Source organism: Novosphingobium sp. FG90 (assembly GCF_057808725.1).
The window spans coordinates 262,607-289,430 of record NZ_JBMDIO010000001.1; the positions used below are offsets into that span (position 1 = coordinate 262,607).

General features: G+C 66.1%; 30 protein-coding genes. 14 read left to right on the forward strand and 16 right to left on the reverse strand.

The features are described from left to right. The first annotated feature begins 36 nt into the window (after positions 1-36). Positions 37-819 carry an SDR family NAD(P)-dependent oxidoreductase gene (locus ACODRZ_RS01210; RefSeq protein WP_488971095.1) on the forward strand — a complete coding sequence of 261 codons (783 nt, stop codon included), beginning with the start codon at positions 37-39 and terminating at the stop codon, positions 817-819. Here the strand turns inward: ACODRZ_RS01210 and ACODRZ_RS01215 are convergent. Further along, on the reverse strand, positions 816-1,727 hold the full coding sequence (locus ACODRZ_RS01215) for a GGDEF domain-containing protein (protein ID WP_488971096.1): 912 nt from the start codon (positions 1,725-1,727) through the stop codon (positions 816-818). The two genes, ACODRZ_RS01210 and ACODRZ_RS01215, sit on opposite strands and share 4 nt — an antisense overlap. A gap of 185 nt (positions 1,728-1,912) precedes the next feature. Between ACODRZ_RS01215 and ACODRZ_RS01220 the strand changes: the two genes are divergently transcribed. Then, the gene (locus ACODRZ_RS01220; protein ID WP_488971097.1) at positions 1,913-2,389 is read left to right on the forward strand and encodes a VOC family protein; all 477 of its coding nucleotides are present in this window, start codon (positions 1,913-1,915) and stop codon (positions 2,387-2,389) included. Here the strand turns inward: ACODRZ_RS01220 and ACODRZ_RS01225 are convergent. Beyond that, the gene (locus ACODRZ_RS01225) at positions 2,358-3,407 is read right to left on the reverse strand and encodes a substrate-binding domain-containing protein (RefSeq protein ID WP_488971098.1); all 1,050 of its coding nucleotides are present in this window, start codon (positions 3,405-3,407) and stop codon (positions 2,358-2,360) included. The two genes, ACODRZ_RS01220 and ACODRZ_RS01225, sit on opposite strands and share 32 nt — an antisense overlap. 170 nt (positions 3,408-3,577) lie before the next feature. On the opposite strand from ACODRZ_RS01225, the gene ACODRZ_RS01230 reads away from it, so the two are divergent. Beyond that, complete coding sequence (locus ACODRZ_RS01230) at positions 3,578-4,765, forward strand: acyltransferase family protein (RefSeq protein ID WP_488971099.1); 1,188 nt, start codon at positions 3,578-3,580, stop codon at positions 4,763-4,765. Between the two features lie 156 nt (positions 4,766-4,921). On the opposite strand, the gene ACODRZ_RS01235 is transcribed toward ACODRZ_RS01230, so the two are convergent. From ACODRZ_RS01235 to ACODRZ_RS01270, 8 genes are all read right to left on the reverse strand, one after another. Further along, positions 4,922-6,085, reverse strand: coding sequence for a thiolase family protein (locus tag ACODRZ_RS01235; RefSeq protein WP_488971100.1), 1,164 nt, complete (start codon positions 6,083-6,085; stop codon positions 4,922-4,924). Continuing rightward, positions 6,085-6,489 carry a Zn-ribbon domain-containing OB-fold protein gene (locus ACODRZ_RS01240; RefSeq protein WP_488971101.1) on the reverse strand — a complete coding sequence of 135 codons (405 nt, stop codon included), beginning with the start codon at positions 6,487-6,489 and terminating at the stop codon, positions 6,085-6,087. Before ACODRZ_RS01240 ends, ACODRZ_RS01235 begins: the two co-directional genes overlap by 1 nt. Before the next feature lie 98 nt (positions 6,490-6,587). Beyond that, positions 6,588-7,508, reverse strand: a complete 921-nt coding sequence (locus tag ACODRZ_RS01245; protein WP_488971102.1) for a TIGR03619 family F420-dependent LLM class oxidoreductase — start codon at positions 7,506-7,508, stop codon at positions 6,588-6,590. 40 nt (positions 7,509-7,548) lie between these two features. Then, positions 7,549-8,751 carry a CaiB/BaiF CoA transferase family protein gene (locus tag ACODRZ_RS01250; protein ID WP_488971103.1) on the reverse strand — a complete coding sequence of 401 codons (1,203 nt, stop codon included), beginning with the start codon at positions 8,749-8,751 and terminating at the stop codon, positions 7,549-7,551. After that, positions 8,744-9,904, reverse strand: a complete 1,161-nt coding sequence (locus ACODRZ_RS01255) for a CoA transferase (RefSeq protein WP_488971104.1) — start codon at positions 9,902-9,904, stop codon at positions 8,744-8,746. The genes ACODRZ_RS01250 and ACODRZ_RS01255 overlap by 8 nt, the downstream gene beginning before the upstream one ends. Beyond that, positions 9,901-10,656 (reverse strand): SDR family NAD(P)-dependent oxidoreductase, encoded by a 756-nt coding sequence (locus tag ACODRZ_RS01260; RefSeq protein WP_488971105.1) that lies wholly within the window; start codon positions 10,654-10,656, stop codon positions 9,901-9,903. Before ACODRZ_RS01260 ends, ACODRZ_RS01255 begins: the two co-directional genes overlap by 4 nt. Continuing rightward, the gene (locus ACODRZ_RS01265; RefSeq protein ID WP_488971106.1) at positions 10,653-12,083 is read right to left on the reverse strand and encodes an aromatic ring-hydroxylating oxygenase subunit alpha; all 1,431 of its coding nucleotides are present in this window, start codon (positions 12,081-12,083) and stop codon (positions 10,653-10,655) included. The genes ACODRZ_RS01260 and ACODRZ_RS01265 overlap by 4 nt, the downstream gene beginning before the upstream one ends. A gap of 10 nt (positions 12,084-12,093) precedes the next feature. Continuing rightward, positions 12,094-13,377, reverse strand: coding sequence for an amidohydrolase family protein (locus ACODRZ_RS01270; protein ID WP_488971107.1), 1,284 nt, complete (start codon positions 13,375-13,377; stop codon positions 12,094-12,096). Between the two features lie 192 nt (positions 13,378-13,569). Here ACODRZ_RS01270 and ACODRZ_RS01275 point away from each other — a divergent pair, with 192 nt between their 5' ends. The 3 genes from ACODRZ_RS01275 (at position 13,570) to ACODRZ_RS01285 (ending at position 16,276) form a co-directional block, all read left to right on the forward strand. After that, complete coding sequence (locus ACODRZ_RS01275; RefSeq protein ID WP_488971108.1) at positions 13,570-13,905, forward strand: 2Fe-2S iron-sulfur cluster-binding protein; 336 nt, start codon at positions 13,570-13,572, stop codon at positions 13,903-13,905. 120 nt (positions 13,906-14,025) lie between these two features. Next, complete coding sequence (locus ACODRZ_RS01280) at positions 14,026-15,357, forward strand: cytochrome P450 (RefSeq protein ID WP_488971109.1); 1,332 nt, start codon at positions 14,026-14,028, stop codon at positions 15,355-15,357. A 67-nt stretch (positions 15,358-15,424) separates the two neighbouring features. Next, a complete protein-coding gene (locus ACODRZ_RS01285; RefSeq protein ID WP_488971110.1) occupies positions 15,425-16,276 on the forward strand; it encodes an SDR family NAD(P)-dependent oxidoreductase in 852 nt (283 codons plus the stop codon). Between the two features lie 46 nt (positions 16,277-16,322). On the opposite strand, the gene ACODRZ_RS01290 is transcribed toward ACODRZ_RS01285, so the two are convergent. The 3 genes from ACODRZ_RS01290 to ACODRZ_RS01300 form a co-directional block, all read right to left on the reverse strand. Continuing rightward, on the reverse strand, positions 16,323-17,105 hold the full coding sequence (locus tag ACODRZ_RS01290) for an alpha/beta fold hydrolase (protein WP_488971111.1): 783 nt from the start codon (positions 17,103-17,105) through the stop codon (positions 16,323-16,325). Positions 17,106-17,175: 70 nt separating this feature from the next. Next, the gene (locus ACODRZ_RS01295; RefSeq protein ID WP_488971112.1) at positions 17,176-17,928 is read right to left on the reverse strand and encodes an SDR family NAD(P)-dependent oxidoreductase; all 753 of its coding nucleotides are present in this window, start codon (positions 17,926-17,928) and stop codon (positions 17,176-17,178) included. An 87-nt stretch (positions 17,929-18,015) separates the two neighbouring features. Then, complete coding sequence (locus ACODRZ_RS01300; protein ID WP_488971113.1) at positions 18,016-18,507, reverse strand: flavin reductase family protein; 492 nt, start codon at positions 18,505-18,507, stop codon at positions 18,016-18,018. Between the two features lie 150 nt (positions 18,508-18,657). On the opposite strand from ACODRZ_RS01300, the gene ACODRZ_RS01305 reads away from it, so the two are divergent. The 8 genes from ACODRZ_RS01305 to mmsB all read left to right on the forward strand — a co-directional run bounded on the left by ACODRZ_RS01305 (position 18,658) and on the right by mmsB (position 25,289). Next, positions 18,658-18,801: a hypothetical protein gene (locus tag ACODRZ_RS01305; protein ID WP_488971114.1), complete on the forward strand. Its 144-nt coding sequence runs from the start codon at positions 18,658-18,660 to the stop codon at positions 18,799-18,801. A gap of 86 nt (positions 18,802-18,887) precedes the next feature. Next, entirely contained in the window at positions 18,888-20,324 is a 1,437-nt protein-coding gene (locus ACODRZ_RS01310) for an aldehyde dehydrogenase family protein (protein WP_488971115.1), read from the forward strand. 72 nt (positions 20,325-20,396) lie between these two features. Beyond that, positions 20,397-20,894, forward strand: a complete 498-nt coding sequence (locus ACODRZ_RS01315; protein WP_488971116.1) for a hypothetical protein — start codon at positions 20,397-20,399, stop codon at positions 20,892-20,894. Beyond that, complete coding sequence (locus ACODRZ_RS01320) at positions 20,894-21,184, forward strand: I78 family peptidase inhibitor (RefSeq protein ID WP_488971117.1); 291 nt, start codon at positions 20,894-20,896, stop codon at positions 21,182-21,184. The genes ACODRZ_RS01315 and ACODRZ_RS01320 overlap by 1 nt, the downstream gene beginning before the upstream one ends. A gap of 25 nt (positions 21,185-21,209) precedes the next feature. Continuing rightward, positions 21,210-22,352, forward strand: coding sequence for an acyl-CoA dehydrogenase family protein (locus ACODRZ_RS01325; protein WP_488971118.1), 1,143 nt, complete (start codon positions 21,210-21,212; stop codon positions 22,350-22,352). Between the two features lie 12 nt (positions 22,353-22,364). Then, positions 22,365-23,408 (forward strand): enoyl-CoA hydratase/isomerase family protein, encoded by a 1,044-nt coding sequence (locus tag ACODRZ_RS01330; RefSeq protein WP_488971119.1) that lies wholly within the window; start codon positions 22,365-22,367, stop codon positions 23,406-23,408. After that, on the forward strand, positions 23,405-24,190 hold the full coding sequence (locus ACODRZ_RS01335; RefSeq protein ID WP_488971120.1) for an enoyl-CoA hydratase-related protein: 786 nt from the start codon (positions 23,405-23,407) through the stop codon (positions 24,188-24,190). The genes ACODRZ_RS01330 and ACODRZ_RS01335 overlap by 4 nt, the downstream gene beginning before the upstream one ends. A 229-nt stretch (positions 24,191-24,419) precedes the next feature. Beyond that, a complete protein-coding gene (mmsB, locus tag ACODRZ_RS01340) occupies positions 24,420-25,289 on the forward strand; it encodes a 3-hydroxyisobutyrate dehydrogenase (RefSeq protein WP_488971121.1) in 870 nt (289 codons plus the stop codon). 88 nt (positions 25,290-25,377) lie between these two features. Here the strand turns inward: mmsB and ACODRZ_RS01345 are convergent, their stop codons facing one another. From ACODRZ_RS01345 to ACODRZ_RS01355, 3 genes are read right to left on the reverse strand one after another with little or no spacing between them, the layout of a single operon-like run. Then, a complete protein-coding gene (locus tag ACODRZ_RS01345; RefSeq protein WP_488971122.1) occupies positions 25,378-25,578 on the reverse strand; it encodes a hypothetical protein in 201 nt (66 codons plus the stop codon). Position 25,579: 1 nt separating this feature from the next. Further along, positions 25,580-26,143, reverse strand: coding sequence for an NUDIX hydrolase (locus ACODRZ_RS01350; protein ID WP_488971123.1), 564 nt, complete (start codon positions 26,141-26,143; stop codon positions 25,580-25,582). Further along, positions 26,140-26,823 carry a TPM domain-containing protein gene (locus tag ACODRZ_RS01355; RefSeq protein ID WP_488971124.1) on the reverse strand — a complete coding sequence of 228 codons (684 nt, stop codon included), beginning with the start codon at positions 26,821-26,823 and terminating at the stop codon, positions 26,140-26,142. Before ACODRZ_RS01355 ends, ACODRZ_RS01350 begins: the two co-directional genes overlap by 4 nt. Between the last annotated feature and the right edge of the window lies 1 nt (position 26,824).

Sequence of the window (26,824 nt, forward strand, 5' to 3'; positions counted from 1 at the left end):
GCTAACACGATGCGGACAGCATGGGAGACAGGCGAAGTGAAGGTAGCGATCATCACCGGCGCGGGCAGCGGCATCGGCCTCGAAACCGCGAAGATCCTGCACGGCGAGGGCTTCGCGATCGTCGGTGTCGGCCGCTCGAAGGACAAGCTGGCGGCGCTGGAAGCCGCGATCGGCAATCCCGACCACGTCCTTGCCATCAGCGCCGACCTGACCGACCCGGCCGCGCCCGGGGCCGTCGTCGCGCAGGCGCTGGCCCGCTTCGGCCGCATCGACGCACTGGTGAATAATGCTGGGGTGGGCAGCCCCAAGCCGCTCGACGAGACGGACGACGATACGCTCGACGACTTCCTCGACATCATGCTCGTCGCCCCGTTCCGGCTGTGCCGCGACGTGATCCCGCATCTTGGGGAGGGCGCCAGCGTGGTCAACGTGACCAGCACGTTCGCGCATATCGGTGGACGGCGCGGCGGGGCCTATTCGGCGGCCAAGGGCGGGCTGAAGTCGATGACCGAGCACATGGCCTGTGAATACGGCCCGCGCGGCATCCGCTCCAACTGCGTGGCGCCGGGCGTGACGATGACCGACATGGTGCGCCACCGTTTCGAGGATGAGGGCTTCAAGCGCGCCAATGTCGAGACGACGCCCTATCCGCGCCTGGCGCAGCCGGAGGACATTGCCTCGGTCATCGCGTTCCTGTGCCTGCCGGGGAGCGAGATGATAAACGGCCAGTCGATCGTCGTGGACGGCGGCTGGACGGCAACGAAGTATCTCTCCCCGCGCGTCACCCGTACCACCTGGGTCGAGCCGGAGGGCGCTTAGGCCGCCACCCGCAGCACGTTGCGGCCGCTGCGCTTGGCGGCATAGAGCGCGGCATCGGCCGCCGCGAAAGTGGCTTCGGGCGATCCGCTGGTGAAGGCAAGGCCCGCACTGACGCCGATCGGGATCAGCGTGCCGCGCCACTCGACCCGGGTGACGAGGCGGTTGATGCGGCGGCGCACGGCGGTCTCCAGTGCGGTGGAGGGCACCGTGGCGGGCAGCAGGGCCGCGAATTCGTCACCGCCGATGCGGGCGATCAGGCGGGCGCCCGGGAAGGCACTGGCCAGCCGCTCGCCGAAACGGGCGATGCAGGCGTCTCCGGCGGCATGACCCCAGCGGTCGTTGATGCCCTTGAAGTCATTGAGGTCGAACATCGCCAGCGCGCCGATGCGCGACAATCGCTCCGAACCGGCAGGCAGGTCGAGAAATTCCGACTGGAACCGCGCGCGGTTGCCGAGGCCGGTGAGCGGGTCGTTCTCGGCAAGGCGGCGCAGCTGCTCCCACTGCAGGCGTTCCTGCGTGACGTCCTGCTTCATGCCGTAAAGCTGGACCGCGCGGCCTTTCTCCAACCGTGTACTGGCGGCAAGGCGCAGCCAGCGCATCTCGCCGCCCGGCTGCCGGATCTGCGCCTCCATCGAGAAGCCGGAGCCCGCCTCGATCGCCTGCGCGCGCAGGCGCAGCATGATCTCGCGCGATTCCTCGCAATAGAGCGCCACGGTGTCGCGGCGTTCGAAATGGGTATCCTGCGGCAGACCGAAGATCTGGAATACCCCGTCGGACCACTCGAGCTGTTCTGTGGCGAGATTGCAGCTCCACGCGCTGAGGCCGACCAAGGCGGCGGCCTGCGAGACGAGGCGGCCGTCGGTCAGCGGGCGAATGGCGGTGCGATGCCGGTTGGTCTGCAGATACAAGATTGGCCCCTTTGCGCCATCCCGCCAGATGGATCCACAATGGTTTAATCCCTTATGGTAAAATGTTGCCTAACGGAACTGCCATTCGGGTGTGGGCCGTGCTCCGATGGGGTCAAGCATGCGATGTTGTCATGCCCTTTCAATCTCCGGATATTGTGCCGCCGGGGCTTATGAGAGAGCGCGCCATGATCCGTGGTATCCATCACATCGGCATGAACTGCCGCGACATCGCACGGATGAAGCGCTTCTACTGCGAGGCGCTGGGCTTCGAGCCCGTGGACGAGGACGGCTTCGCCTGGGCGCACGAACCGGTCATGGACCATATCGTCGACTTGAAAGGCTCTGTTGCAAAGGGATTCATGCTGCGCGCCGGCAGTTGTTACATCGAGATGTTCGAATATGCCGCGCCGTCCTCCGACCTCGATCGTCCCTTGCGGCCCAATGATCGCGGTTACACGCATTTCTGCATCGACGTTACCGATATCGAGCGCGACATGGCCCATTTGAAGGCCTGCGGAATGACGTTCAACGAACGCGATTTCGTCGACGTCGGGCACGTCAGGACGCTCTACGGCTACGACCCCGAGGGCAACGTGATCGAGGTGCAGCAGTGTGCCCCCGGCAATGGCTTCACCCTGGAGGAGCTGCCGGCCCTTGCCTGAGCGGGCCGAGTGATTCGCGTTCCATCAACCGCCCCTCGAACGGTTCGAGCGGCGTGGCGCTTTCGTCCCGTATCCGTTTGGCGGCCTCATGGCCGATGCGTTCCCACGGCAGGCGCACCGAGGCCAGCGGCGGCAGCATGCGGCGGGCGAGGGGCGTGTCGTCGAACCCGACGACACAGAGCGCTTCGGGAACCGGTACGCCCGACTGCGCCGCTGCGTGCAGAACGCCCGCCGCCATGTCGTCGGAGCAGGCGAGGATCGCGGTCGGCCGGGGGCTGATTTCCAGCAGCAGGCGCCCGGCCGCAATGCCGGATTCAAAGCTGTCGTCGCCCGGCACGATCAGCGCGGGGCCACGGTCCAGTCCCTGTTCCGCCATGGCGTCGAGATAGCCCAGTTCCCGCTCGCGCGCGCAGGGCGACGTTTCCGGCCCGGCGACAAGGCCGATCCGCGCATGGCCCAGCGCGACCAGGCGACGCACGGCCAGCGCGGCGGAGGCCCGTTCGTCGCAGGACAGGCCATGCTGCGCGCCGATGCGCAGGCAGCGCGTGTGCGCATGCTGGCATATGTCGGCAAGGTCGGGCCGTGCGGCGAGCGGCGGTATCAGCACCACGCCGACCGGCCGGTGCCTTTCGAGAAGGTCCCGGAATGCAGCGACACTTCCGTCCGGCGGCAGGGCATGGATGGCGAGAAGGTGCGTTCCCGCCGCCAGCGCCCCGGCCATGCCGTCCTGTACGGCCTCGCGGATGGGGGATGCCCGTCCGTCATGGACAAGGAGCACGATGGCCCTGTCTGCCGTCAGGCCTGCCGTCCCGTTTCCCGCTATGTCCCCGATCCCCTCGACCGGGCGCAGCGCCCCGCCGCTAAGGTCGGGGACATAGGCCGCGCGTTCTATGGATGTGCTGCCGGCGACGAAAGTATCACCGGGAGGCGCGGGGCGTTTGCGTCGAGGCCGGGGCGCGACGGGCGCTTCGGGGGAAGTCATGCCCGCGATGTTCGGCGTTTCGGCGCGAGAGACCAACCACAGTTGCCTCCGGAATCGATGCGAACGCGGATAATCGTTGCGTTACCCTCTATTACAAGCCCGTGATTGCAGAGCGGTGACAACGCGCTTAATGAGCCCCAAAACCTACGCCGCTGCATGCGGGCACCCCTGACCCGCGTGGCGGGCCGAAGACTTGACGGATTGCGATGAACCCCGCCCCCAGCCAGCGCCACTACGGAATGGATTGGCTGCGCGTGGGCGCTTTCGTGATGCTGATCTTCTACCACGTCGGATTTTCATTCACGCCCTGGGGCTACCAGACGCCCTCGCGCGGGGTGGTGTGGTGGGCCGAAATCCCGCTGCTGGGATTGAGCGCCTGGCGCCTGGCGCTGCTCTTCGCGATTTCGGGATATGCCAGCGCGGCGCTGTTCACGAAGGAGCGGGACGCCGGGGCCTTCCTCAAGAGCCGGTTGCTGCGGCTCGGCATACCGCTGCTGTTCGGCCTGACGGTGATCGTGCCGCCGCAGCCATACATGGGACTGCTCAACAGCGGTTACACGCATGGCTACGGCTACTTCCTGTTCCATGATGCCTTCAGCTTCCGCCGGGTCATTCACGAGAACCTGCCGGCGATCATGCACTTGTGGTTCGTGATCTACCTGCTCGCCTACACGGTGGTGCTCTGCGCGGCGCTGATGGTGCTTCCTGCACACTGGCGCGCGGGACTGGCGCGTGGGGCGGAGAAGGTCCTTTCCGGGCCGTGGCTGCTGCCGTTCGGGTGCCTTGCCGTCTACGCCGTGCGCGCGCCGGGTGATGGCTGGACCGACACCCACAGCGTGCTGACCGATTTCTGCGCGCATCTTCATTATGGCGGCATGTTCCTGTTCGGCTACCTCCTGCGCGGGTCCGAGACCTTGCGGCAGGCGATCGCCCGGCAGTGGAAGGCCGCGCTGGTCGTCGGGCTGGCCGGTTACGCCTTCGTGGCGCTGGAAGCGTGGTACTTCCCCGGCAACGTGCGGACGCCGCGAGCGTGGATGGAACCGCTGGATTTCGCCAAGTCGGTGCAGTGCTGGGGCACGGTGATCGCCCTGTTCGGGATCGCCGACCGCTTCTGGAACCGCGACGCGCGCTGGCGCGGCACTCTGGCCGAGGCGGTGTTCCCGGTGTTCATCGCGCACCAGACCGTCATGGTGCTCGTCAGCTACTGGCTGCGCGACAAGGGGCTGACGGCACTGCCGGAATTCCTGGTGCTGTGCGCCACGGTGGCGGGCGGTTCCTGGCTGTTCTACCTCGTCGGGCGGGAAGTCGGCCCGCTGCGTCCGCTGATCGGCCTGAAGCGCGCCAACCCGGTGAAGCGGCCGGGGGCGAAGACACTGCCGTCGACGGTGGTTTGAGGCGCTGGTTTCGTGCTGGGGGCTTCGACAAGCTCAGCCTGAGGGGGTTGAGAGCAGGTCTCTAAATTCCGCTCAGGCTGAGCTTGTCGAAGCCACTGCGGCATCAGCCTGCCATCCCCGGCCCCGCAGGAGGAGAGCCCGCGAGGCCGGAGCCGTTCAATCCTTTGCCAGCAGCAGCGCCGCCGCCAGCGGTCCGCCGCCGGATGTGGCCACCGCCACCCTCGGGTCGCCCGGGATCTGTCGATCGCCCGCGTTGCCCCGCAACTGTGTCACCGCTTCGTGCGCGAAGCCGAAGCCGTGCAGGCGCCCGGCGCCCAGCTGCCCGCCCGCCGTGTTGAGCGGCAGTTCGCCATCTCGCGCGATGCGGGTGCCACCCTCGATGAAGCGGCCGCCTTCGCCCTTTTCGCAGAAGCCCAGCCCTTCCAGCCAGGTGATCGGCAGGAAGGCGAAGCCGTCGTAGAACTGGGCGGTGTCCACGTCGTCCACGGTGTAGTCGGTGTGCTGCCACAAGTCGCGGCCGGCATCGTAGGCGGCGGGCCACTCGACCTGGTCCCATGAATAGCGATCGACCGAGCCCGACATCGCGGCGATGCGGATCGGCTCGCACTTTATCTCGTCGAGGGCGTCGCCGGCGGAGACGATCACCACGGTCGATGCGTCGGAGAAGCGGTCGCAGTCGTAGAGGCACAGCGGGGTCGAGATCATCCGCGCCGACATGTACTTGTCGAGCGTCAGTTCCTCTTTCGTGATTGCCCGTGCCCGGGGATTGAGCAGCGCGTTCTTCGACCCGTTGATGGCGATCTGGCCCAGTTGCTCGCGCGTCAGCCCGTACTTGTGGACGTGGCGTGCGGCATACTGCGCGGTCCAGCAGGCGGCCGAAGTCGCCCAGAACGGACTCGTCCATTGCGAGGCGCCCGATACGGTATCCGACCTTGCTGGCATGTACTGCGCCGGGTCCGCCATTCCGCCCGCCTCGTAGACGGTGCGGTAGCACAGCACGTGGCGGCAGATGCCCTGCTTCACCGCCCATGCGGCCATGCCGATGGCGGAGAGCTGCGCGGGCTGCTCCATGCCGCCCATCTGCCACTTAGACTTGATGCCCAGCGCCTCGATCACCTCGTCGGTGCCGACGGGCGAGAAGGCGAGGTAGCCATTGACCTTGCCGGGAAAGGAGAACACGCCGTCGATCTGCGCGAAGGTGAGGCCCGCTTCGGCGATCGCCTCCTTCGCGGCGTCGAGCGTCAGCAGCAGCGGATGGCGCGGCAGGCGCACGCCCACCTCGGACTGGCCGACGCCGGTGATGTAAGCTTCGCGTGCCATCAGATCGCTCGTTCGAAGAGGGGATAGAATATGCCGTCCTGTTCCTCGAACACGACGCGCACGGGATCGCCGAACGCCACCGCATCGACCGGGCAGTTCACGATGTTGGTGGTGAGATAGACCCCCGGCACCCCGTCGAGCGCGACGCGGGCGATGATGTAGGGGACGGGCAGGTCCTTGGCCCAGGGCTGGTGGTTGATCGTGAAGGTATCGATCACGCCGGTGCCGGCGACAGCCTGGGCAGCGATGTTCTCGGACTGGCAGTGACGGCACAGGACGCGCGGCGGATGGGTGTACTGCCCGCAGTCGCCGCAGTGCACGATCCGCAGTTCACCCTCGGCGCCGCCGGTCCAGAACGCGGTGTTCTCCTGATCCAGCTTGGGCCTTGGCCTTGGTGGGCTCATGATCGTCTCTCCCCGGCCTTGGTGCCGCTGTGTGCCGTTAAGTGCCGCTGTGTGCCGGAGGTCAAGCATGTCCCGTCAGGCATCGCGGCGACGTTCGCTCAGCGGATGGCGGGCATGATCTCCTCGGCGATCCACTGGGTGTAATCGTAGTACGCGGCGATTGCGGGGAGCGCCGGAATGGGAACGGAACTCCATGTAATACCAAGGGATTTCAGCCATCCGAGGCGGTCGATGATTTCCTGCCTGGTCTGTCCGGGGCGGGCGGTGGGATCGTCGATCACCGCATGACCCTCGCCGACGCGGCTGGTGGACATGCCGTAATAGACGTCCGCCAGCTGGCCGTTGTAATCGGGCCGCGATCGGATGAAGTCGATGCGCGCGGGAATATCCTCGGGCTTGGTCAGGAACGGCCACCAGCCCTGCGCGTAGCGGGAAACACGCCTGAGAACGGCCTCGGCGTCGCCGCCGAACCACACCGGAAGATGAGGCTTCTGCACGGGCTTGGGTTCAAAGGCGACATCGCGGAAGGACACGTATTTTCCTTCGAATTCAGGACTTTCCTGAGTCCATAGGGCGATGATCGCCTGGATGTATTCTTCCGCCATCGCGCCGCGCTCGTGGAACGGAACACCCAGCAGTGCGAACTCCTCCTCCAGCCAGCCGACCGCGAAGGTGATCGTCACCCGGCCGCTGGAAAGCCAGTCCATCGTCGACAGCGCCTTGGCGGTGACGATCGGATGCTGGGCGGGCAGGATCGCAATGCACGAATTGACCCGAACCCGCTCGGTCGCCCCCGCGATATAGGCCATCGCGGTATAGGCATTGAAGTAGAACGGCCCGGAAAGGTCGATGTGCTTCCTTGGAATGACGTGATGCTCTGGCACCGCGATCATCTCGAAACCCAGCTTTTCCGCCCATTTTGCGAGGCGGGTCTGGTCGGCTCCCGTGACCTCGGTTTCCCACGGTTGCATCGTCGCCTTGAGCCGCAGCATGTGCGGCATCGCAAAGCCCAGTTTCATGGTGTCCTCCCCGGTACATGTCTCGACCGGGAGAGTGCTCCTAGTCGATCACCTTGCGTGCGATCAGATCGTCCATTTCGTCTTCCCGCAAGCCCAGCAGTTCGCGGTAGACATAGGCGTTGTGCTCGCCGAGCAGGGGGGCGCCGCGTTCGACGAGGGGCGGGTCGGGGGTGATCCGCCACGAAGGCCCGATGACCGGCCGGGTGCCGTGGCGGTGGTCCGAGACCATGCGATAGGCCTCGCGCTGCCACAGGAAAGCGTCGGTGGCGAGGTCCAGCGAACTCATCGACCTGAATGCCGGAACGCCCGCTTTCCTGAGCTTTTCGGCCAATTCCGTCGCATCGCTCAAGGCGGTTATCGCGCCGATCTGAGCGTCCAGCGCATGACGGTTGGCGAGGCGGTCGGCGAAGGTGGCGAAGCGTGCGTCGGCGGCCAGCGCCGGAGCTTCCAGCACGTCGCACAGCGCCAGCCATTCGGCCTCGTTCGCCACCGCGATACTTGTCCAGCCATGTTCCGCGCAAGCGTAGGCACCGTGGGGGCACATCCCGGGATGGTAGTTGCCGTCAGCCTCGGGAACCTCGCCGGTGACGCTGGCGGCGAAGAGGCTGTCGCCGACGAGGCTCGTCATCGCCTCCACGGCGGACAAGTCGATGAACTGGCCTTCGCCGGTGCTTTCGCGGTGATGGAGCGCCGCCACGCAGGCGAGCGCGGCGCACGCGCCTGCGGTCGAATCGCCGTAGCGGATGTTCATCCCCCCGGGTGTCTCGCCCTCATGCCCGACGAGCGCGGTGAGGCCGGAAAGCGCGGCGAAGCAGGGCGCGTAGCCCGTCTGGTAGCCGAGCGGACCTTCGCTGCCCCACATTTTGATGGCGCACTGGATGAGGTTGGGCCTGATCGCCTTGAGGCTCTCGTAATCGAGGCCGGAACGCTCCATGGCGCCGGGGCGGACGTTGTCGATCAGGATGTCGGCCGTAGCGATCATGCGCCGGACGAGGTCGAGGCCATCGGCAGTCTTCAAGTCGACCTGTACGGAAAGGATTTCCTGGTTGATCGACAGGAAGTAGGGCGCCGCGTCGATGTCCACGCCGCCGTATGCGCGCATCTCGTCGAGGTTGGAGCGGCTTTCGATCTTGATGACCTCAGCGCCGAGATGGGCAAGCAGCTTGCCGGCGTAAGGACCGGCCCAGACCTTTGTGAGCTCGATCACGCGGATACCCTTGAGCGGACCGCCCCGGTCACGCATCCGTGATCTCCCGCTGGTCCGCGCCGAGTCGCGGGGCGGGGGAGCGTACCTGCACGGGCGTCGCGCTCAGGCGGTAGCAGGCGCCGGGGTAGGCGACCTCGCCGAAGACCGGGTGTTCGCCGTGCTGGAAGAATCCGCGGTCGATGAACTGTGCGTGGCGCGGCAGGTCGCTTGCGGTGTTTACCGGGACCATCGAGACGCCCGCCTTCTGCGCCGCCTCGGTGGTCGGGAGCTTGCGCTGCAGGGCGATCCATGTGGCGAAATGCTTGCGGAAATCGGCCACGTTTTCCGGCGTACAGTCGAACTCCAGCCAGTCTTCGCGGAAGCGGGCAGTCCATCCGGGATCGCCCATCAGGCCGCAGAGGGCCTTCCAGTGATGGCGCGTGGTCATGAACAGGAAGACGTGGCCGTCCGCGCAGGCGAACGAAGCGCCGGGTCCGCCCATGTCGTAGGCCGTTCGCGCGTCGCTGGGCTCCGCCTCTCCTGCGAGCATTCGCCCCAGCACCGCGTCGATGCGGTTGAGTTGCACTTCGACTTCGGAGACATCGACGAACTGGCCCTTACCGGCCCGGCGCAATCGCAGCAGGGAGGCCATCGTGCACAAGGCCGCGTCGATACCGGCCTCGTAATCCGGGAGGAACCGGCCCGCGCCCTTGAGCGGTGGCTTGTCGGACGGGGTCTCGCTGGGGCTGTGATAGGCCCAGCCGCCGGCGTTGATGACGTTGATCGGGTGCAGATGCTGCAACTGTGCGGGCGCGCCTTGCCCGAACGGCGTGACGATTGTGTGGACGAGTGCGGGGTGGTCTGCCGCTACCAGCTCGGGCGTCATCCGCGAGCGCTGAGCCCAGGCATCCCCGTGGTCGTCGACGAGAGCATGGGCGCGGGCGAGCAGGCGATTCAGCAGGAGGCGGCCCGCCTGGTCCTGCAGGTCCAGGACGACCGACTGCTTGTTGGCGTTGAGATAGGCGAACAACGTGCTCTCGCCCTTGTGGAATGGCCCCATCGTGCGGGTGGGGGCGCCGCCGGGCGCCTCGACCTTGATAACCTGCGCGCCGAGGTCGGCCAGCAGCTTGCCGGTATATTCGCCACTGACCCGCTCCGCCGTCTCGATGATGAGGAGGCCGGCGAGGGCGCGCGGGGTTCCGGTGTTCACAGCGATTGCCCGTCGTCGAGGGTGAAGGTCGCGCCCGTCACTTGCGCCGAGGCGTCCGACAGCAGGTAGAGCAGCATCGGGTCGAGGGCGTCGGGGGCGAGGAGGCGTCGGCGGTGCAGGGCGGCAATATCGGTGCGGCCGCGCTCGCTTGCGAACCAGTCGGCATTGATCCCGGTCGGTATCCAGCCGGGCTGGAGCGTGTTGACGTTGATGCCCAGCCGCACCCATTCGCGCGCGAGTTGGCGGCCGAGGTGCGCAAGGCCTGCCTTCGTGGCGGCGTACATTGCATCGCCGGTGCCGTTCTGCTGCGCGGTGATCGAGCCGATGAGGACGATCCGCCCATTGCCCGCTGCGCGACTGCCGCTGGCGATCAGCCGTCGTGCGCCTTCGCGGGCGACGAGATAGCTGCCGAGCAGATTGGTATCGAGCACGCCGGAAAGACCGTCGACCGCCACGTCCGTCGCATGGCCGCCGGTGCCGATACCGGCGTTGGCGACGATGCCGTCGACGGTGCCGAAGCGGGCTTGTGCCGTGTCGAAAGCTGCGATCACCGAAGCCTCGTCAGTGACGTCGAGCGGCACGGCGAGCGCCTGATCGCCGATCTCTCCGGCCAGCGCCTGCGTGCGATCGAGGCGGCGTGCGCCCAGTACGACACGCCCCCCGGCCCTGGCGATGGCACGCGCGAATCCGGCGCCGATCCCCGACGATGCGCCGGTGACGAGCGTGGTTCGTCCTTGCAGCGAGACGCTCACCGGCCCTGCAGCGCCGTCCAGTCCGGGCGCTTCGGGGGCATGGCGATGTACTTGTCGATCGCCAGTTCGAAGTGCCGGATGCGGATTTCCTGGTAGTCGCCCAGCGTCAGGCCGGGCTTGGCAGAGGCTTCCAGCCCTTCCTGCTGAGCATGGAGATTGTCGGTGTCCTGATCGAGGATCACGCCGAAACCGGGGTCCATGCCTTCGGCCTCCGCGAAGGACTGGTGATCCTGCAGCACCTGCACTTCGGCGGTCTCCACCGCGCTGCCGTCGCGCGGCTTGGGGCGCATGAACATGACTTCGTAGATCGTGCGGCGATGGTCCTTCGCGTCCGGCCGGAAGCGGTAGACCATTGGCAGCGAGATGCCGGGAAACAGGAACAGGTTGGGGAAGAAGGTGTAGCTGTAGGTGTCGAGCAGTTCGGTGTCGGACACGGCCGAAAGGTCGGTGTTGGTCGCGGCTTCGAACATCTGGCGGAACATGTCGGCCATGACCTGCCGGGCGCGCTCGCCCTCTTGCAGCACCGGCTTCGAGCCACCCAGCGATGAACTGTCGCCCAGGGTGAAATTGGCGATGATGTCCTTTTCGGAGTAAATGTCGCGCAGTTTGGGGCTGACCACGCCCAGCGTCGAGATGAAGCGGTTCACGTGGCTGCCGTAGACGTCGTACTGGGAGTTCACGTCACCGTTGGCGGGCGCGACCTGCGGATGGGTGTCGCCGACGTGGTAGGCCTCCATGAATGCCTCCATCGTCAGCTTCCAGTTGGCCGGATAGCTCTTCTGGACGTGGAGGGTGATGTAACGCTCCTCCAGCTTCCAGGCCTTCATGTGCGCCATGATCTCTGGGCCTAGATAGTCGGCGAGTGTGGGCGCATCGGGGGCCATGTTGATCCACACGAAGCCGCCGAGGCATTCCACCCGCGCTTCGGGCAGGCAGTTCCTGCGGTGCGCGGTATGGGCGAAGTCCCACTTCTCGGGAATGTTCTTGAGCGACCCGTCGAGGTTCCAGGTCCAGCCGTGGAACGGGCATTTGAGGTTTGCCGCATACCCCGCCGTGCCCGAGGGCTTGAGCTTGGTGCCGCGATGGAGGCAGGCGTTGAAATGGGCGTGGATATCGCCATCGTCGTCGCGGATGACGACGAAGGACCAGGGTCCGATGTCAAAGACGTAGTAGTCGCCGGTTTCCGGGATGTGGTCCTCTCGGCAGGCCATCTGCCAGGTGCGGGTCCAGAGGCGTTCGAACTCTGCGGTGGCGAAGGCGGGATCGACGTAGCGGTCCTTGGAGACGTCCTCGCTGCCGAGGTATTCGTAACTCTCGCTGGCGGCCCAGGCGGGCGCGGGAACCTTGTCCCGGGCGATGATCTCCTGCGTGGTCTCGGCCGGGCACCGGGCCTCGCCGGGCTGCAACATGCCGGTTTCGACGTTCATGGGCTTTTCCTTATTCCGCGGCCTGGAGCACGGGCGAAGGCCGGCGCGCCCCGGCACAGAGGGTGGACTTCTGGACCGCGCCGCCCTTCATCACGAAGACGACCTTTTCCGGCCCGGACAGTACGGAGATGTCGGCGAGGGGATCGCCGTCGACGAGGATGATGTCGGCGAGTTTGCCCGCCTCCAGCGTGCCGAGGTCGGCATGGCCCATCGCCAGGCCGCCGTTGCGCGTGGCGCATACCAGGGCCTCGGCCGGGCTGTAGCCGTAATGCTCGACGAAGAACGCGAGGTCGCGCCCCTGCGTACCCTGCTTGCTCCATCCGAAGCCGTAGTCGCCGCCAATGAGGTGGCGGATGCCGCGCCTGCGCAATTCGGCGTGCGTGCGGATCGAATTCTCAAGCAATTCGGGGATGTTCATATAGCCGCCGACCTCGGGTGTCAGGCCGTGGGCGGATGCCTCGCCCGCCATGATCTGCGCGAAGAGGCCGACGGTGGGGACGACGAAGATGCGATCGCGTGCCTCTTCCATCAGGTCCAGCAGTTCCTCGTCCGAATATTCGGTGTGGAACAGGCCATCGACGCCGGCCCGCACGCAATGCTTGGAACCCTCGATCGAGCGGGTATGGGCGTTGATCCTGCGGCCGAAGGCATGGGCGGTCTCGGCGGCGACGCGAATTTCCTCGAAGGTCATCGGCGTCGTGTGACCGGGTGTGTTAGGGTAGAACGGGTCGCCCGAGACGTCGAGCTTCACGTTATCGACACCTTCGCGGCAGTGGAAGCGCACGGCGCGGCGCATCTCTTCAACGCCGTCGACGATGGTGGAGGGGCCGATACGCGGGTTGTGCAGCCTGCTCTCGTCGCCCATGCCGCCAGTGACGGTGATCTCCAGCCCTCCGGCACGGATGCGCGGCCCCGGCAGGCGGCCGGCATTGACCTCGTCGCGCACCGCCACCGCCAGCTTGAGCTTGGCCTCGGAGGCTCCGTAGGCGCTGGTGAAGCCCGCCTCGATCAGCGCCTTGGCCCCGCGCGCAGCGGTGAAAACCTGCGTTTCGGGGCAAGGGGCGATGAGGTCTTCGGTGGTGCAGACGTTCTCGAACGAGAGATGCGCATGGCCCTCGGTCATGCCGGGCATGCAGAACAGGCCCTGCGCCTCGATGACGATATCGTCGGGGCGGGCTTGCGTGCCGGGGCCGACCGAGACGATCCTTTCGCTTTCGACGACGAGGTCGCCGTCAAAGGCCTTCGCGCCGGTGGCGGGGAACAGCGTCGCGTTGCGGATGATGGTGCGGGCCACTCTTTCCTCTCCTTGCGGGACGAAGACTAGGCGGGGCCGTCACGGCGGCAAATGACTGGCCGGGCAGGGCTCATGTCCTCTGGCGGTGGGGCATTCCCGAACAGTCAAGCAGCCGGGCAGCGCTGGCAGTTCCAACGACGTCGCGGTCGAGGCATGACGGGCGGAACAAGGCGTAAGAGGATGGCGCGAAGCATGGGCACCCTGACAGTCACGATGACCGACGCGCAAGGTGAGGCGCACACCTTCGCCGGGGTGGAGGAAGGCATCAGCCTGATGGAACTGGGCCGCCGCAATGGCGTCGCAGGGATCATGGGCGACTGCGGTGGCGGCTGTGCCTGCGCGACCTGTCATGTCTACGTGGACGAGGTGTGGTGGGACAAGGTGGGCATGCCGGACGACGTCGAGTTCGCAATGCTCGACATGGTGGCGGACGTGATGAAGGAGACTTCGCGGCTCGGCTGCCAGATACGCATGTCACCGGATCTGGACGGGCTGGAAGTCACCGTGGCGCCGGCCTCTTCGTATTGAGGTATCAGCGCCATGAGTGCAGGTCGGGACAAGCGCGGCTTCGAGCGCGGGCATGGCCGATGCGGGGCCGTGCTTCCATAACCTGCAGGATAAAGCCGCAGGCAGGATGACAGGACGGACATGGCAACCCAGATTTCGCAGGATCGCATCTCCGAGCGGCAGCCCCTTAGCCCGGAACAGGAAAGGCTGCTGTCCGACGGCTCCCTGGCCGACACCGCGATACAGGCGCGGCCGCGCGAGTTCTACGCGGCGATGCGCCACGGCGATCCGATCCACTACGACGCGCGGCTGGGTTCCTGGCTGGTGACGCGGCACGAGGACATCGTGGCGGTGCAGTCTGACCCGGTCACCTTTTCGGTCAAGCACGGCTACTCCGAACAGCAGGCGCGCGGCATGCGCGAGGAGTTCGAGGCGTACCTGCGCGAGCATGGCGGTGGCTACTTTCCCGACGCGATCATGTCCGACCCGCCCTATCACACGCGGGTCCGCAAGCTGATGGAGCGGGCCTTCACCGCCCACCGGGTCAAGGAACTGGAGCCCCGGATCACCGACGTCGTGCGCGGCGTCATCGCCGAGGCCATCGCGAAGGGCGGGGACAGGTGCGACGCGGTGAAGGACATCGCGATCCCGCTTACCATCCGCGTGATCGTCGAGCAGCTCGGACTCGACCCGGGCATGGAGGCGCAGATCTCTCGCTGGTCGGTGGCGGTGACGGCGCAGATCGGCGCCATGCAGACGCGCGAGACGATGCTGGAGAATGCCGCGCAGATCGCTGAACTCCAGCAATACCTCATCGCCAGGATGAAGGCCTGCGAGGAGAACCCTGGTGAGGACATGATCTCCGACCTCGTCCACGCCGAAGTCGCCAACGAAGACGGAACCACGGAAAAGCTGACCTTCGCAGAGGCCGTCTCGCTCGTGCGGGCCACGCTGATCGCGGGCAACGACACCACCGCGACGGCGATCGGCAACTTGTTCCACGTCCTTACCACCCGGCCAGGAATGGCGGAACTGCTGGAAAAAGTGGTGGATGACGAGCGCCAGCTCAATCGCTTCATCGAGGAACATCTGCGCAGCGAACCGCCGGTGCGGGCGCTGTCGCGCATGACCACGCGCGAGGTCACGGTGAACGGCACGACGATCCCGGCCCATGCGCACATGCTGCTGGTCTACGGCTCCGGCAACGATGACGAGAGTGTATTCCCGGAACCGCGAACGTTCGACATTACGCGCCCGAATCTGGGGCGTCACGTGGCTTTCGGAGGCGGCCCGCATCGCTGCATCGGCCTTGCGCTCGCCCGCATGGAAGTGAAGGTGGCGGCCCGCGAAATCGCCCGGCAGATGAAGAACATCCGTCTCGCAATCCCCGAAAGCGAGATCCGCTACACGCCGACCGTGGCGACGCACACCATCGAATCGCTGCCGATCACGTTCGAGAAGCGCGGCGACTGACACGGATCGAAGGCCGACAGAGAGCGTACAGCGGCACACAGCGGCACTCAAAAGGGACACAGGCAGCGTGGAACAGGAACTGGGAGGCAAAGTCGCGATCGTAACTGGAGGCGCCGGTGGCATCGGCCGCGCCACGGTGGAATTGTTCGTGGCGCAGGGGGCGAAAGTGGTCATCGCCGACCTCGCCGACGAACCCGGCGAAGCGCTTGCGGAGCGGCTTGGCGACGCAGCGCTCTATCTGCACACGGACGTCAGTGAGCCCGAGGCGATGCAGGCGCTCGTCGATGCGGCGGTCGATCGCTTCGGCGGGCTGGACGTGATGTTCAACAACGCGGGCATTTCGACCCGGCCCTGGCCAAGCTTCCTTGACGATGGGCTCGATGACTTCGACCGCGTGATGCGCGTCAACGTGCTCGGCCCGATGCTGGGGACGCGCAATGCGGCGCGGGTGATGCAGCGGCAGGGGCGAGGCGGGGTGATCCTCAACAACGCCTCGATCGCGGGGACGCTGGCGGGGATGGGCATGATGACCTACCGCGCATCCAAGGCGGCGCTGATCCAGTTCGCCAAGTCTTCGGCGATCGACCTTGCGCGGCATGGCATCCGGGTGAACTGCCTGGTCCCGGGCCATGTCCGCACCGAACTGTCCTCGTTCGGGCAGGCCGGGGCGGACGCCGCGCTTGCGGCCCGGATCGAGGCGGGGGTGGACGCGGTGTATCTCTCCAACCAGCTCATCAAACGGCGCGGCGAGCCCGAGGACGTGGCGCAAGTCGCCCTGTTCCTCGCCAGTGATCGCGCACGGCACATGACCGGAGCGGTGATCCCGGTCGAGGGCGGGGTTACCGTCGGCGATCCGGTCAACCACCTTCAGGATATCCTCGACGCGCGGCATGCGGCGATGACGGTGGAGCAGGTCTAGTACCCGGTTCGCAATGACGAAGGATGGCTGGACCAAGGGTAGTGGTTTACGACAGGAAGCGCTCCATCTCGCCGGCCATGACTTCGGGGATTTCGAGGTTCAGCATGTGGCCGGCGCCTTCGTGGTCGATGCGGGTGACGGCCCGGCCCATGGCGGCGATCGCATCGCCGATCATACGGAAATCGGCGGTGTCGCGCGCGCCGGTCAGGAGCAGGGTGGGCACGGAAAGGTCGCCCAGTCGCTCGCTGTCGGGGAGGGCCGGGCGCTGTTCGTCGAGAACCCACTGGCGACCGTGGAATGATTCGATCGATGCGCGCATTACGGCGGCGGCAGAGGTTTCACGCAGCGCGTCGAACAGGGGATGGCTCCACCACAGGCCCCGGGCCTGCGTCATGTCGCCGGCGCGCGCGGCGCGGCCGATGGCTTTCCAGCGCTCTATCCAGTCGTTCGTCCAGGTCCAGCCGACCATCAGCGGGCTCACCAGCACCAGCCGCCTGACCCGTTCCGGGTGGTCCATCGCGAAGTTGAGGGCGGTCGCCCCGCCCAGCGACATGCCGCAAAGGTCGGCCTCGGCGATGTCGAGGGCGTCGAGCAGGGCGAACAGGTCTTCGGCGTGGGAGTAGGGACCGCCTTCAGCCTCGGAGGCACCGAAGCCGCGCTGGTCGTAGGCGATCAGGGCGCGGTCGGGGGCGAGCCCGGCCACCAGCGGGTCCCAGTCGCGCCGGGATCCGCCGAAGCCGTGGACCAGCACCAGCGGCGGTCCTGCGCCCTCGCGCCGTTCTCCCGAAAGCACGGCGCCATCGACGGCTATGCGAAACTGAGTCGGCATCCCGGCACGCTAGCGCGCCGGGATGGGGTAGCAAGACCCGTCAGGCTGCTCCCCTTCAGGCCGCCCACCTTCAGGCCGAGCCCATGTAGCGGCCGCCGTTGGTGCTGATCGTCTGTCCGGTCATGTAGCTGGCTTCTTCGGAGGCCAGGAACGCTGCCGCTGCGGCGATGTCCGCAACCTGGCCCAGTCGTCCGACCGGCAGCGAGGCGCCATAGGCGTCCGCGTCGATCGGCGCGCCGCGCAGCATCGGGGTGTCGATCGAGCCGGGCGGGATCATGTTGGCGGTGATGCCGGTCTTGCCCAGTTCCATCGCCAGCGCCTTGGTGAGCCCGAGCAGTCCGCCCTTCGACGCGACGTAGTGGCTCTGCGCGAAGGAACCCGACTGCGTGGAGGAGGAGGTGATGTTGATGATCCGTCCCCAGTTCGCGGCAAGCATGTCCGGCACGATCTCCTTCGTGACCAGCCAAGGCCCCTTGAGATTGATGCGGATGACCTTGTCGAACTCCTCGTCCTCCACGTCCATGAAGGGGGTGAACGGGGCGATGCCCGCGTTGTTGACGAGGATGGTGATGGCGCCGAACCTGGCGCGGGTCTCGTCCGCGGCGGCCTTGATCGCGGCCTTGTCCGAGCAATCGACGGTGATGGCGAGGGCCTTGCCGCCCGCCGCCTCGATCTGCTTCACGGTTTCGGCCGCGCCTTCGGGGTTGAGATCCCACACGGCGATGGCCGCCTTGTCCTCGGCCAGCCGCAGCGCGATGCCGCGACCGATGCCGGAACCCGCACCGGTGACGACGGCGACCTTGCCGTCAAGCGAACGTGTCATGTGCAATACTCTCCCGGATCATGATGCTGAACGTGTGATCAGCATCATGATCCGGGAGAGTCAAACCGCCGAAGCGATACGTGGAGTTTACATCTTCTCCGCGAAGCTGCCGTAGCGGCCGCGGTGGAACAGCATGGGCTCGTCCTCGCGCACGGTTTCCATGCGCAGCACCTGGCCCAGCACGAACCAGTGATCGCCCGCTTCCGTCACCGAGTAGAGCTTGCATTCGATCGCGGCGATGGAGTCGGCGATGACCGGCAGATCGTGTTCGGAAATGGCGAATTCGACGCCGACGAACTTCGCCTCGCCCTTTGCGGTGACGGCCTTGCAGACGGGGCCTTGGTCGCTGGCCATGACGTTGACGCAGAAGCGGCCCGCCTTCTCGATCAGCGGCCACGAAGTCGATGACTTGTCCGGGAAGAAGCCGACCAGCGGCGGGTCGAGCGAGACCGAAGTGAAGCTGCCGACGACCATGCCGGCGGGCTTGCCTTCGTCCAGCGCGGTGATGACGCAGACGCCGGTTGGATAGCTCCCCAGCACCTTGCGGAATTCTGCCGGATCGATGGTCGTCTCACTCACGCGCTTAACCCCTTTTTCAGCGGATAGCCCGCCGCTTTAATTCACAATCGCGAACGTTGTTTGGTATATCCGAACAAGTCCGCCATCGCGATATGTCGCATCCCTAGTGCCCGTAAGCCCTGTGCCCGGCAAGAGGCGGCCGGTATTCAGATGGAAATCATCGACCGGCGATCATTGCGTGTTCCGGGATTACTGGTGATGTTTTTGCAAGCTGTGAATTTAATCGCGCGATTAATTAAACTTGCGCCTGCCTCGCCAAAGGTGCAGGTGAGCAAGGTGTGGCGGATGGCCTAACTCGGGAACCGAGGGCGATCCGGATGCCAGCGAAAACGCGGGGCCTTTGCCGGACACCTGCGCGCATAATTTAAGGGAAGATGGACATGGCTACTGCCGAACTGATCGCTGAGAATCCCGCCCAAAGCCCGGTTGCTGCCGAAGTCGCTGAGCTTGTTGCCCGTTCGCGCGTCGCGCAGGCGCAGATCGAGAACGCCACGCAGGAGCAGGTCGATACCTGGATTCGCGGCATGGTCTACGCCGTGTGCAAGCCCGGCATGGACGAGGAGATCGCCCGCGAAACCGTCGAGGAAACCCAGCTCGGCAACTACGAGGGCAAGTTCAAGAAGATCTCGATCAAGACCCGCGCCACGCTCTACGACATCATCGACGACAAGTCGGTCGGCGTGATCGATGAGATCCCCGAGCGCAACATCGTCAAGATCGCCAAGCCCGTCGGCGTGATCGGGGCGCTCTCGCCCTCGACGAACCCCGAGGCGACCCCGGTCATCAAGGCGATCAGCGCGGTCAAGGGCCGCAACTCGATCATCATCTGCCCGCACCCGCGCGCCAAGTTCGTCAACGCCAAGATCTGCAACCTGATGCGCGATGCGCTGGTGAAGATGGGCGCTCCCGCCGACCTCGTGATCCCGATCGAGCAGCCCTCGGTCGAGAAGACCAACGAAGTCATGAAGCAGTGCGACCGCATCCTCGCCACCGGCGGCACGCCGATGGTGAAGGCGGCCTATTCGTCGGGCACTCCGGCGCTGGGCGTGGGCGTGGGCAACGCGGTCATCACCGTGGACGACACCGCCGACCTCGATGACGCCGCCGCCAAGATCCTGCTGTCGAAGACGCTGGACTATGCCGCTTCGTGCTCGTCGGACAACGCGGTGATCCTGCTCGACGCGATCTACGACACCATGCTCGAAAAGCTGAAGGCCAAGGGCGGCTTCATCATCGAGGGTGAGAACAAGACCAAGCTGCAGAACGCGATCTGGGAAGACGGCGAGCACATCAATGCCAAGGTCGTCGCCCAGTCGGCCCAGTTCATCGCCGACTATGCCGGCTTCACGATCCCCGAAGGCACCGCCTTCTTCATCGTGCCCGAAACCGGCTATGGCCCGGACTACAAGTTCTCGGGCGAGAAGATGACCGTCACGATGGCGCTCTACCGTGCGAAGGACATCGACGATGCGATCCGCCTGACCAATGCCATCCAGGGCTACCAGGGGCAGGGCCACTCCTGCGGCATCTATTCGCAGAGCGACACCAACATCATGAAGCTGGCCGAGGGCACCAAGACCAGCCGCGTGATGGTGAACCAGCCGCAGTCGGCGTCGAACTCGGGCAACGTGTGGAACGGCATGCGCCAGACCTTCTCGCTGGGCTGCGGTTCGTGGGGCGGCAACGCCACCAACAACAACGTGACGTGGCGCGATCTCATCAACGAGACCTGGGTGTCGAAGCCGCTGGCGCAGCACAAGGTGATCCCGTCGGACGAGGCATTGTTCGGCAAGGACATCATCGCTCTGGTGGGCTGATCTTCGCACGGCAACCGGATAGAGGGGTGGAGCGTTCCACACCCTTTATCCGGCCGTGGATGGAGATGACCGATGACCCGCACGCTTCCCTTTCTCGCCCTGACCGCCGCGCTGGCGCTGGGTGCCTGCTCGAAGCAGCCGGAGACGCCCGCCACCACGGCGGCGCCGACCGAGACCGAAGAAGTGTTCCAGGAATCGCCTGCCCCGGTCGAGGCAAGCGAAGCGGGGCTCGATGCCGGCAGCGGCACGAGCGCATCGGAAATCCCCGAGACGATCCGCGGCCGCTGGGGCCTCGTCCCGGCCGACTGCACCAGCACGAAGGGCGACGCGAAGGGCCTGCTCGAAGTCTCGGCCGACCAGCTCAGGTTCTACGAGTCGGTGGCCAAGCTGGGCGAGATCAAGGAAGCCGGCGAAAGCCGCATCCGGGGCACCTTCGATTACACCGGCGAAGGCCAGAGCTGGACCAACGACGTCGTGCTCGACGTGGCTGAGGACGGCAAGACGATGATCCGGCGGGACTACGGCAAGGACGCGATGCCGGGACCGCTTACATACACCCGCTGCGGATGATGGCGACCAGAGGGAACCTTCCTTTGATCGGTCTGGTCCTGGTCACGGCCGGTTGCACGACCCCCGGCAGAGGTAAGGTGGCTGACACCTGCACAGCCGGACCGGGGCAGGCTTTCATCGGTAGACGCGCCGATGCGGGAGCTGGGGCAAGAATACTCAAGGCCACGCGCAGCCGCGAACTGCGATGGTTCGCGCCACCGCAGAACGTCGTGACGACGGAATACAAGTTCGGAAGGGTCACCATAGACCTGGACGAGAACGGGACAATCAGGAACGTCACTTGTGGGTAGTGACGCTCACCAGAAGCAGGATGCCATGACCGAACAATTTGGCCTGACCGAAGACCAGCTCGCGATCCAGGACGTTGCGCGCAAGTTTACCGCCGACCGGATCACGCCCTTCGCGGCCGAGTGGGACGAGAAGCATCACTATCCCGTCGACGTCTGGAAGGCCGCCGGTGAACTCGGCTTCGGGGCGATCTACGTGTCCGAGGAAAGCGGCGGCATCGGCCTTGGCCGTCTGGATGCGGCGCTCATCATGGAGGCCATGTCCTATGGCTGCCCGGCGACCAGCGCCTATATCTCGATTCACAACATGGGCGCGTGGATGATCGACAGGTTCGGCGACCAGCAGCTCAAGGACCGCTACCTGCCCGATCTCGTGTCGATGGAGAAGATCGCCTCCTACTGCCTGACCGAACCCGGCTCGGGATCGGACGCGGCAGCGCTCAAGACGACCGCGCGGCTGGACGGCGATCACTATGTGCTGAACGGCACCAAACAGTTCATCTCGGGCGGCGGCGTCAACGACGTCTACGTCGTCATGGCCCGCACCGGCGAGCACAAGTCGCGCGGCATCTCCTGCTTCGTGGTCGACAAGGATACCCCCGGCGTCAGCTTCGGCGCGCCGGAGAAGAAGCTGGGCTGGAATGCCTCGCCCACCGCGCAGGTGGTCTTCGAGGATGCGCGCATCCCGGCCGAGAACCGCGTCGGCGCCGAGGGTGACGGCTTCAAGTTCGCGATGGCGGGCCTCGATGGCGGCCGCCTCAACATCGGCGCCTGCTCGCTTGGGGGCGCGCAGCGCTGCCTCGACGAGGCGGTCCAGTACGCCAAGGACCGCAAGCAGTTCGACCAGCCGATCGCCGAGTTCCAGAACACCCAGTTCCGCCTTGCAGACATGGCCGCTGAACTGGAAGCGGCCCGCGCGCTGCTCTATCTCGCCGCTGCCAAGGTGACGGCCGGTGCGCCTGACAAGACGCGCTTTTCCGCCATGGCCAAGCTGATTGCCACCGACACCGGCTCCTCGGTGGTGGACCGCGCGCTGCAGGTCTTCGGCGGCTACGGCTACCTCAGGGACTATCCGATCGAGCGCTTCTGGCGTGACCTTCGCGTCCATCGCATCCTCGAAGGTACCAACGAGGTCATGCGCATGATCGTCGGCCGCGAACTGCTGAAGTAAGGGGGCATCTGCATGACCGACGAAGTGCTGTTCCGGCGCGAAGGCGTCGCCGGTATCATATCGCTCAATCGGCCCAAGGCGATCCACGCGCTGACCCTCGCCATGTGCGAGGCGATGAGCGCCCAGCTGACCGAATGGGCGAGCGATGATGCCGTGGAAGTCGTGCTGATCGACCACGCCGAAGGGCGCGGCTTCTGTTCGGGCGGTGACATCAACCTGCTGCGCCACTCCGCGCTCAACGACGGCGGCGTGGAGGGGCGCAAGTTCTTCTTCGAGGAATATCGTCTTAACCACCAGCTGTTCACCTACGACAAGCCGATCGTCGCCTTCATGGACGGCATCACCATGGGCGGCGGCGTCGGCATCTCGCAGCCCGCCAAGTACCGCGTGGCGACCGAGAATACCCGCTATGCCATGCCCGAGACCGGCATCGGCCTGTTCCCCGACGTCGGCGGGGGCTGGTATCTCTCGCGCCTCGACGGGCGCGTAGGCCAGTTCCTCGCCCTGACCGGCGCGCGCTTCGACGGCGCGGAATGCCTCTGGGCGGGCCTTTCGACGCATTACCTGCCGTCCGAAGCGCTGGCCGAGGCCAAGAGCCGGATCGCTGCGGGCGACGAGATCGGCGGCGTCCTGGCCGCGCTCTCGGTCAAGGCGCCCGAACCCAAGGTTGCCGCCAACGCCGGTGCGATTCGCAAGCACTTCGCCTTCGACACGCTGGAGCAGGTGCTGGCCTCGCTCGAAAGCGATGGCGACGAATGGGCGGCGAAGGAACTCGCGAGCCTGCGCACCAAGAGCCCGCAGGCCTGCAAGGTCTCGTTGCGTCAGCTCGAAGCCTCGCTGGGGCTGGAGACGTTCGCGCAGAACATGGCGATGGAATACCGCATCGGCAGCCGCGTGCTGGTCTTGCCCGATTTCGCCGAGGGCGTGCGCGCGGTCATCGTCGACAAGGACCAGAATCCGCAATGGAACCCGGCTACGCCCGAAGGCGTGACCGAAGAGATGCTGGACGCGATCTTCGCGCCCTTTCCCGGCGAAGAGGAATGGAAGCCCCTATGAGCACTTATGAAACGATCCTGGTCGAGCAGAAGGGCGGCGTCACGCTCATCACGCTCAACCGCCCGCAGGCGCTCAATGCGCTGAACTCGAAGGTTCTGGCCGATCTGATCGAGGCCTTCGCCGCCTTCGAGGCTGATAAGTCGCAGGGCTGCGCGGTCATCACCGGTTCGGGCGAGAAGGCCTTCGCGGCGGGCGCCGACATCAAGGAGATGTCGGACAAGCCCAGCGCCGATTTCTATTCGGAGGACTTCTTCGCCGGCTGGACCAGCCAGATCGTCAAGACCACCCGCAAGCCCTGGATCGCGGCCGTCAATGGCTTCGCGCTGGGCGGCGGGTGCGAACTGGCGATGATGGCGGACTTCATCATCGCTTCGGAAAACGCGAAGTTCGGCCAGCCCGAGATCAAGCTCGGCGTTGCGCCGGGCATGGGCGGCTCGCAGCGCCTGACCCGTGCGGTCGGCAAGTCGAAGGCCATGGACATGTGCCTCACCGGCCGCATGATGGACGCCGCCGAGGCCGAGCGCTCGGGCCTCGTCAGCCAGGTCGTGCCGCTGGCCGACCTGCTGGAGACGGCTCTGAAGTCGGCCGCGACGATCGCCGCGATGCCGCCGCTCGCTGCGACCATGAACAAGGAAATGGTCAACCTCGCCTTCGAGACCACGCTCGACACCGGCCTCGTGCTGGAGCGCCGCATGTTCCAGGTGCTGACCGCCACCGAGGACAAGGTCGAAGGCATGGCTGCTTTCGTCGAGAAGCGTCCCGGAGTGTGGAAGGGCAAGTAAGATATCCGGCGTCGTCCCGGTGCAGGCCGGGACGGGTGGCGGTCTTCAGGCGCCACTTCGCTGCGGGGGCTTCGACAAGCTCGGCCTGAGCGGGATTAGAGAGCTGGTCCTTAAATCCCGCTCAGGCTGAGCTTGTCGAAGCCCCCCCGGCAAACCCCTGACCCAAGATGGGCTGGTCACGGCCAGCGGTCCCAGCCTTCGCCGGGACGACGAATTCGGAGAGTTTGCTATGAAGATCGCATTCATCGGCCTTGGCAACATGGGTGGCGGCATGGCCGCGAACCTCGTCAAGGCGGGCCACGAAGTCCACGCCTTCGACCTTTCCGCCGACGCGCTGGCCAAGGCTGCCGAGAACGGCTGCGCCACGCACACTGCCGTTCCCGACGCTGTGAAGGACGCCGAAGCCGTCGTCACCATGCTGCCCAACGGCGGTATCGTGAAGGCGGTCTACACCGCCGACGTGATCGGCAAGGCCCCGGCAGGCGCGCTGTTCCTCGACTGCTCGACCATCGACCTCGCCACCGCGCGCGAAGTGGCGGAGCTGGCCAACGCGGCTGGCTACGAGATGGTCGACGCCCCGGTTTCCGGCGGCATCGCGGCGGCCAACGGCGGCACGCTGACCTTCATGGTCGGCGGCCCGGAAGCCACGTTCGAGAAGGCGAAGGTCGTGCTCGAACCGATGGCCAAGGCGGTCATCCTCGCGGGTGAGAGCGGCGCGGGCCAAGTCGCCAAGATGTGCAACAACATGCTGCTCGCCGTCCACATGATCGGCACATGCGAGGCGCTGGCGCTGGCCGAGAAGGCGGGGCTCGATCCGCAGAAGTTCTACGAGATCAGCTCCAAGTCCACCGGCTACTGCTGGTCGCTCAACGACTACACCCCGGCGCCCGGCGTCGGCGCGTCGAGCCCGGCGGACAATGGCTATGCAGGCGGCTTCGCTTCGGCGCTGATGCTGAAGGACCTGCGCCTCGCCATGGGGGGCGCCGAGACGGCGGGGGCCACGGTGCCGCTGGGCGAACACGCGACGAAGATCTACGAGGCCTTCGTGGAAGCCGGCAACGGCGGCAAGGACTTCGGCGCGATCTTCACGACGCTGTAATCCGGAATTCCTCCCCGATCCTGGCTCGGGGAGGAGGACCGCCGACGTAGTCGGTGGTGGAGGGGGCGGGTCAGGAATTTTCCCTTCGTCAGCTCGGGGAGGAATTGCGCCGCTCGATCTCGAACTTCGGCAGCTTCATGCCCTTGGTCCGGCTGGTCAGGTGATATTTCCGGCACAATCCGCAGCGATAGGCGCGCAGCGGGAAGGGCGCGCGGGCGGCGACTTCCAGCGCCTCTGCCTCGCTGGCGTAGCGGGCCTTGCGCTGGCAGACGCCGGGGCTGGTGCGCATGTCAGGCGAGGATGGACGGGCCGAGAATCCGGGGGCCAAGCAGTGTAAGCATCTTCACGTCGATCGCGAAACCCTCGTCGCGCCACTTTTCGAGTGCTTCGCTGAGGCCGGAAAGGGGTACGCGGTGGACGATGATGTCCTCGCTATCGACGCCGCCCCCTTCGCCGACCTTCACCAGATCGTGCGCGCGGAACAGGGTGAAGCTTTCGCTGACCATGCCGGGGGATGAGAAGAACTCGCCCACCGTTTCCATGCGGCCCGCGTGGTAGCCGGTCTCTTCCTCCAGCTCGCGCGCGGCGGCGATGGCGGCGTCCTCGTCGGCATTGTCGTCATGGTCGCCGACGAGGCCGGCGGGCAGCTCGATGCAGCGCTTGCCCAGCGGCACGCGGAACTGATCGACGAGGATGACGTGGTCCTCGGGATCGACGGCGAGGATCACCGCCGCACGGATGCCGCGGGAACGGCCGACGTACTCCCACCGGCCCCGCCGCTTGGCGGTGATGAAGCGGCCCTCCCACATGGTCTCGACGGGCTTGTCGGCATCGTAGTGGTCGGAAACGGTCATATCTCGATCAGCCTGTCGGGTAATTCGTTGACGTCGTCGTCCAGTCTAGGGACGTGGAGTGCAAGGATCGCGCCCACCTTGCCCACGCCCGCGATCATGGCGTCCGCATTGCGGCCGGCACGCAGTTCGCTGAGCATGGCGTGGATCGCCTCGGCCCAGGTGCCGGGCTCGACCTTGCTGGCGATGGCCTGGTCGGCGACGATCTCGACACGGTGCTCGCGCATCGAGAGGTAGATGAGGATGCCGGTGCGTCCGGTGGTGCGCTGCTCGGCGCCGATGCGGAACGCCTGCACCGCGCGCTGGTGGACCCGCCGGGTGCGGATCGGCGCCGGGATCAGCCAGAACTTGAGCGGCTGCCACAACTGCAGCAGCATCATGCCCGCGAACTTGATCGTCGCCACGCCGAGCGCGAGCGATAGGATCATGCGCGGGGTCCACTCGTGGCCCCAGTCGGCGATGAAGTTGTCGTAGATGCCCATGTAGAAATCGGGCGCGATCGCCAGCGCGCCGAGCGCCAGGAAACCGACCAGAGCCGCCCATGCGAGCGCGACGTCGGTATAGCCGTCCGACCGGTCGGCGAGCATCGTCACGATCTCGCCGGAACTGAGGAGTTCGGCCTCGGCCACGGCACCGCTGATGCGTGCGTGGTCGGCTTCGCCGAAGTAATTGGGTCTTGCCATC

Excerpts from the sequence above, each read along its gene's own strand:
- ACODRZ_RS01275 (WP_488971108.1), top strand. The coding sequence starts at position 13,570 with ATGGGCACCCTGACAGTCACGATGACCGACGCGCAAGGTGAGGCGCAC.
- ACODRZ_RS01305 (WP_488971114.1), top strand. The coding sequence starts at position 18,658 with ATGGAAATCATCGACCGGCGATCATTGCGTGTTCCGGGATTACTGGTG.
- ACODRZ_RS01230 (WP_488971099.1), top strand. The coding sequence starts at position 3,578 with ATGAACCCCGCCCCCAGCCAGCGCCACTACGGAATGGATTGGCTGCGC.
- ACODRZ_RS01290 (WP_488971111.1), bottom strand. The coding sequence starts at position 17,105 with ATGCCGACTCAGTTTCGCATAGCCGTCGATGGCGCCGTGCTTTCGGGA.
- ACODRZ_RS01235 (WP_488971100.1), bottom strand. The coding sequence starts at position 6,085 with ATGGCACGCGAAGCTTACATCACCGGCGTCGGCCAGTCCGAGGTGGGC.
- ACODRZ_RS01250 (WP_488971103.1), bottom strand. The coding sequence starts at position 8,751 with ATGCGTGACCGGGGCGGTCCGCTCAAGGGTATCCGCGTGATCGAGCTC.
- ACODRZ_RS01280 (WP_488971109.1), top strand. The coding sequence starts at position 14,026 with ATGGCAACCCAGATTTCGCAGGATCGCATCTCCGAGCGGCAGCCCCTT.
- ACODRZ_RS01320 (WP_488971117.1), top strand. The coding sequence starts at position 20,894 with ATGGCGACCAGAGGGAACCTTCCTTTGATCGGTCTGGTCCTGGTCACG.
- ACODRZ_RS01355 (WP_488971124.1), bottom strand. The coding sequence starts at position 26,823 with ATGGCAAGACCCAATTACTTCGGCGAAGCCGACCACGCACGCATCAGC.
- mmsB (WP_488971121.1), top strand. The coding sequence starts at position 24,420 with ATGAAGATCGCATTCATCGGCCTTGGCAACATGGGTGGCGGCATGGCC.
- ACODRZ_RS01220 (WP_488971097.1), top strand. The coding sequence starts at position 1,913 with ATGATCCGTGGTATCCATCACATCGGCATGAACTGCCGCGACATCGCA.
- ACODRZ_RS01315 (WP_488971116.1), top strand. The coding sequence starts at position 20,397 with ATGACCCGCACGCTTCCCTTTCTCGCCCTGACCGCCGCGCTGGCGCTG.
- ACODRZ_RS01335 (WP_488971120.1), top strand. The coding sequence starts at position 23,405 with ATGAGCACTTATGAAACGATCCTGGTCGAGCAGAAGGGCGGCGTCACG.
- ACODRZ_RS01325 (WP_488971118.1), top strand. The coding sequence starts at position 21,210 with ATGACCGAACAATTTGGCCTGACCGAAGACCAGCTCGCGATCCAGGAC.
- ACODRZ_RS01265 (WP_488971106.1), bottom strand. The coding sequence starts at position 12,083 with ATGAACGTCGAAACCGGCATGTTGCAGCCCGGCGAGGCCCGGTGCCCG.
- ACODRZ_RS01240 (WP_488971101.1), bottom strand. The coding sequence starts at position 6,489 with ATGAGCCCACCAAGGCCAAGGCCCAAGCTGGATCAGGAGAACACCGCG.
- ACODRZ_RS01350 (WP_488971123.1), bottom strand. The coding sequence starts at position 26,143 with ATGACCGTTTCCGACCACTACGATGCCGACAAGCCCGTCGAGACCATG.
- ACODRZ_RS01330 (WP_488971119.1), top strand. The coding sequence starts at position 22,365 with ATGACCGACGAAGTGCTGTTCCGGCGCGAAGGCGTCGCCGGTATCATA.
- ACODRZ_RS01345 (WP_488971122.1), bottom strand. The coding sequence starts at position 25,578 with ATGCGCACCAGCCCCGGCGTCTGCCAGCGCAAGGCCCGCTACGCCAGC.
- ACODRZ_RS01310 (WP_488971115.1), top strand. The coding sequence starts at position 18,888 with ATGGCTACTGCCGAACTGATCGCTGAGAATCCCGCCCAAAGCCCGGTT.
- ACODRZ_RS01245 (WP_488971102.1), bottom strand. The coding sequence starts at position 7,508 with ATGAAACTGGGCTTTGCGATGCCGCACATGCTGCGGCTCAAGGCGACG.
- ACODRZ_RS01295 (WP_488971112.1), bottom strand. The coding sequence starts at position 17,928 with ATGACACGTTCGCTTGACGGCAAGGTCGCCGTCGTCACCGGTGCGGGT.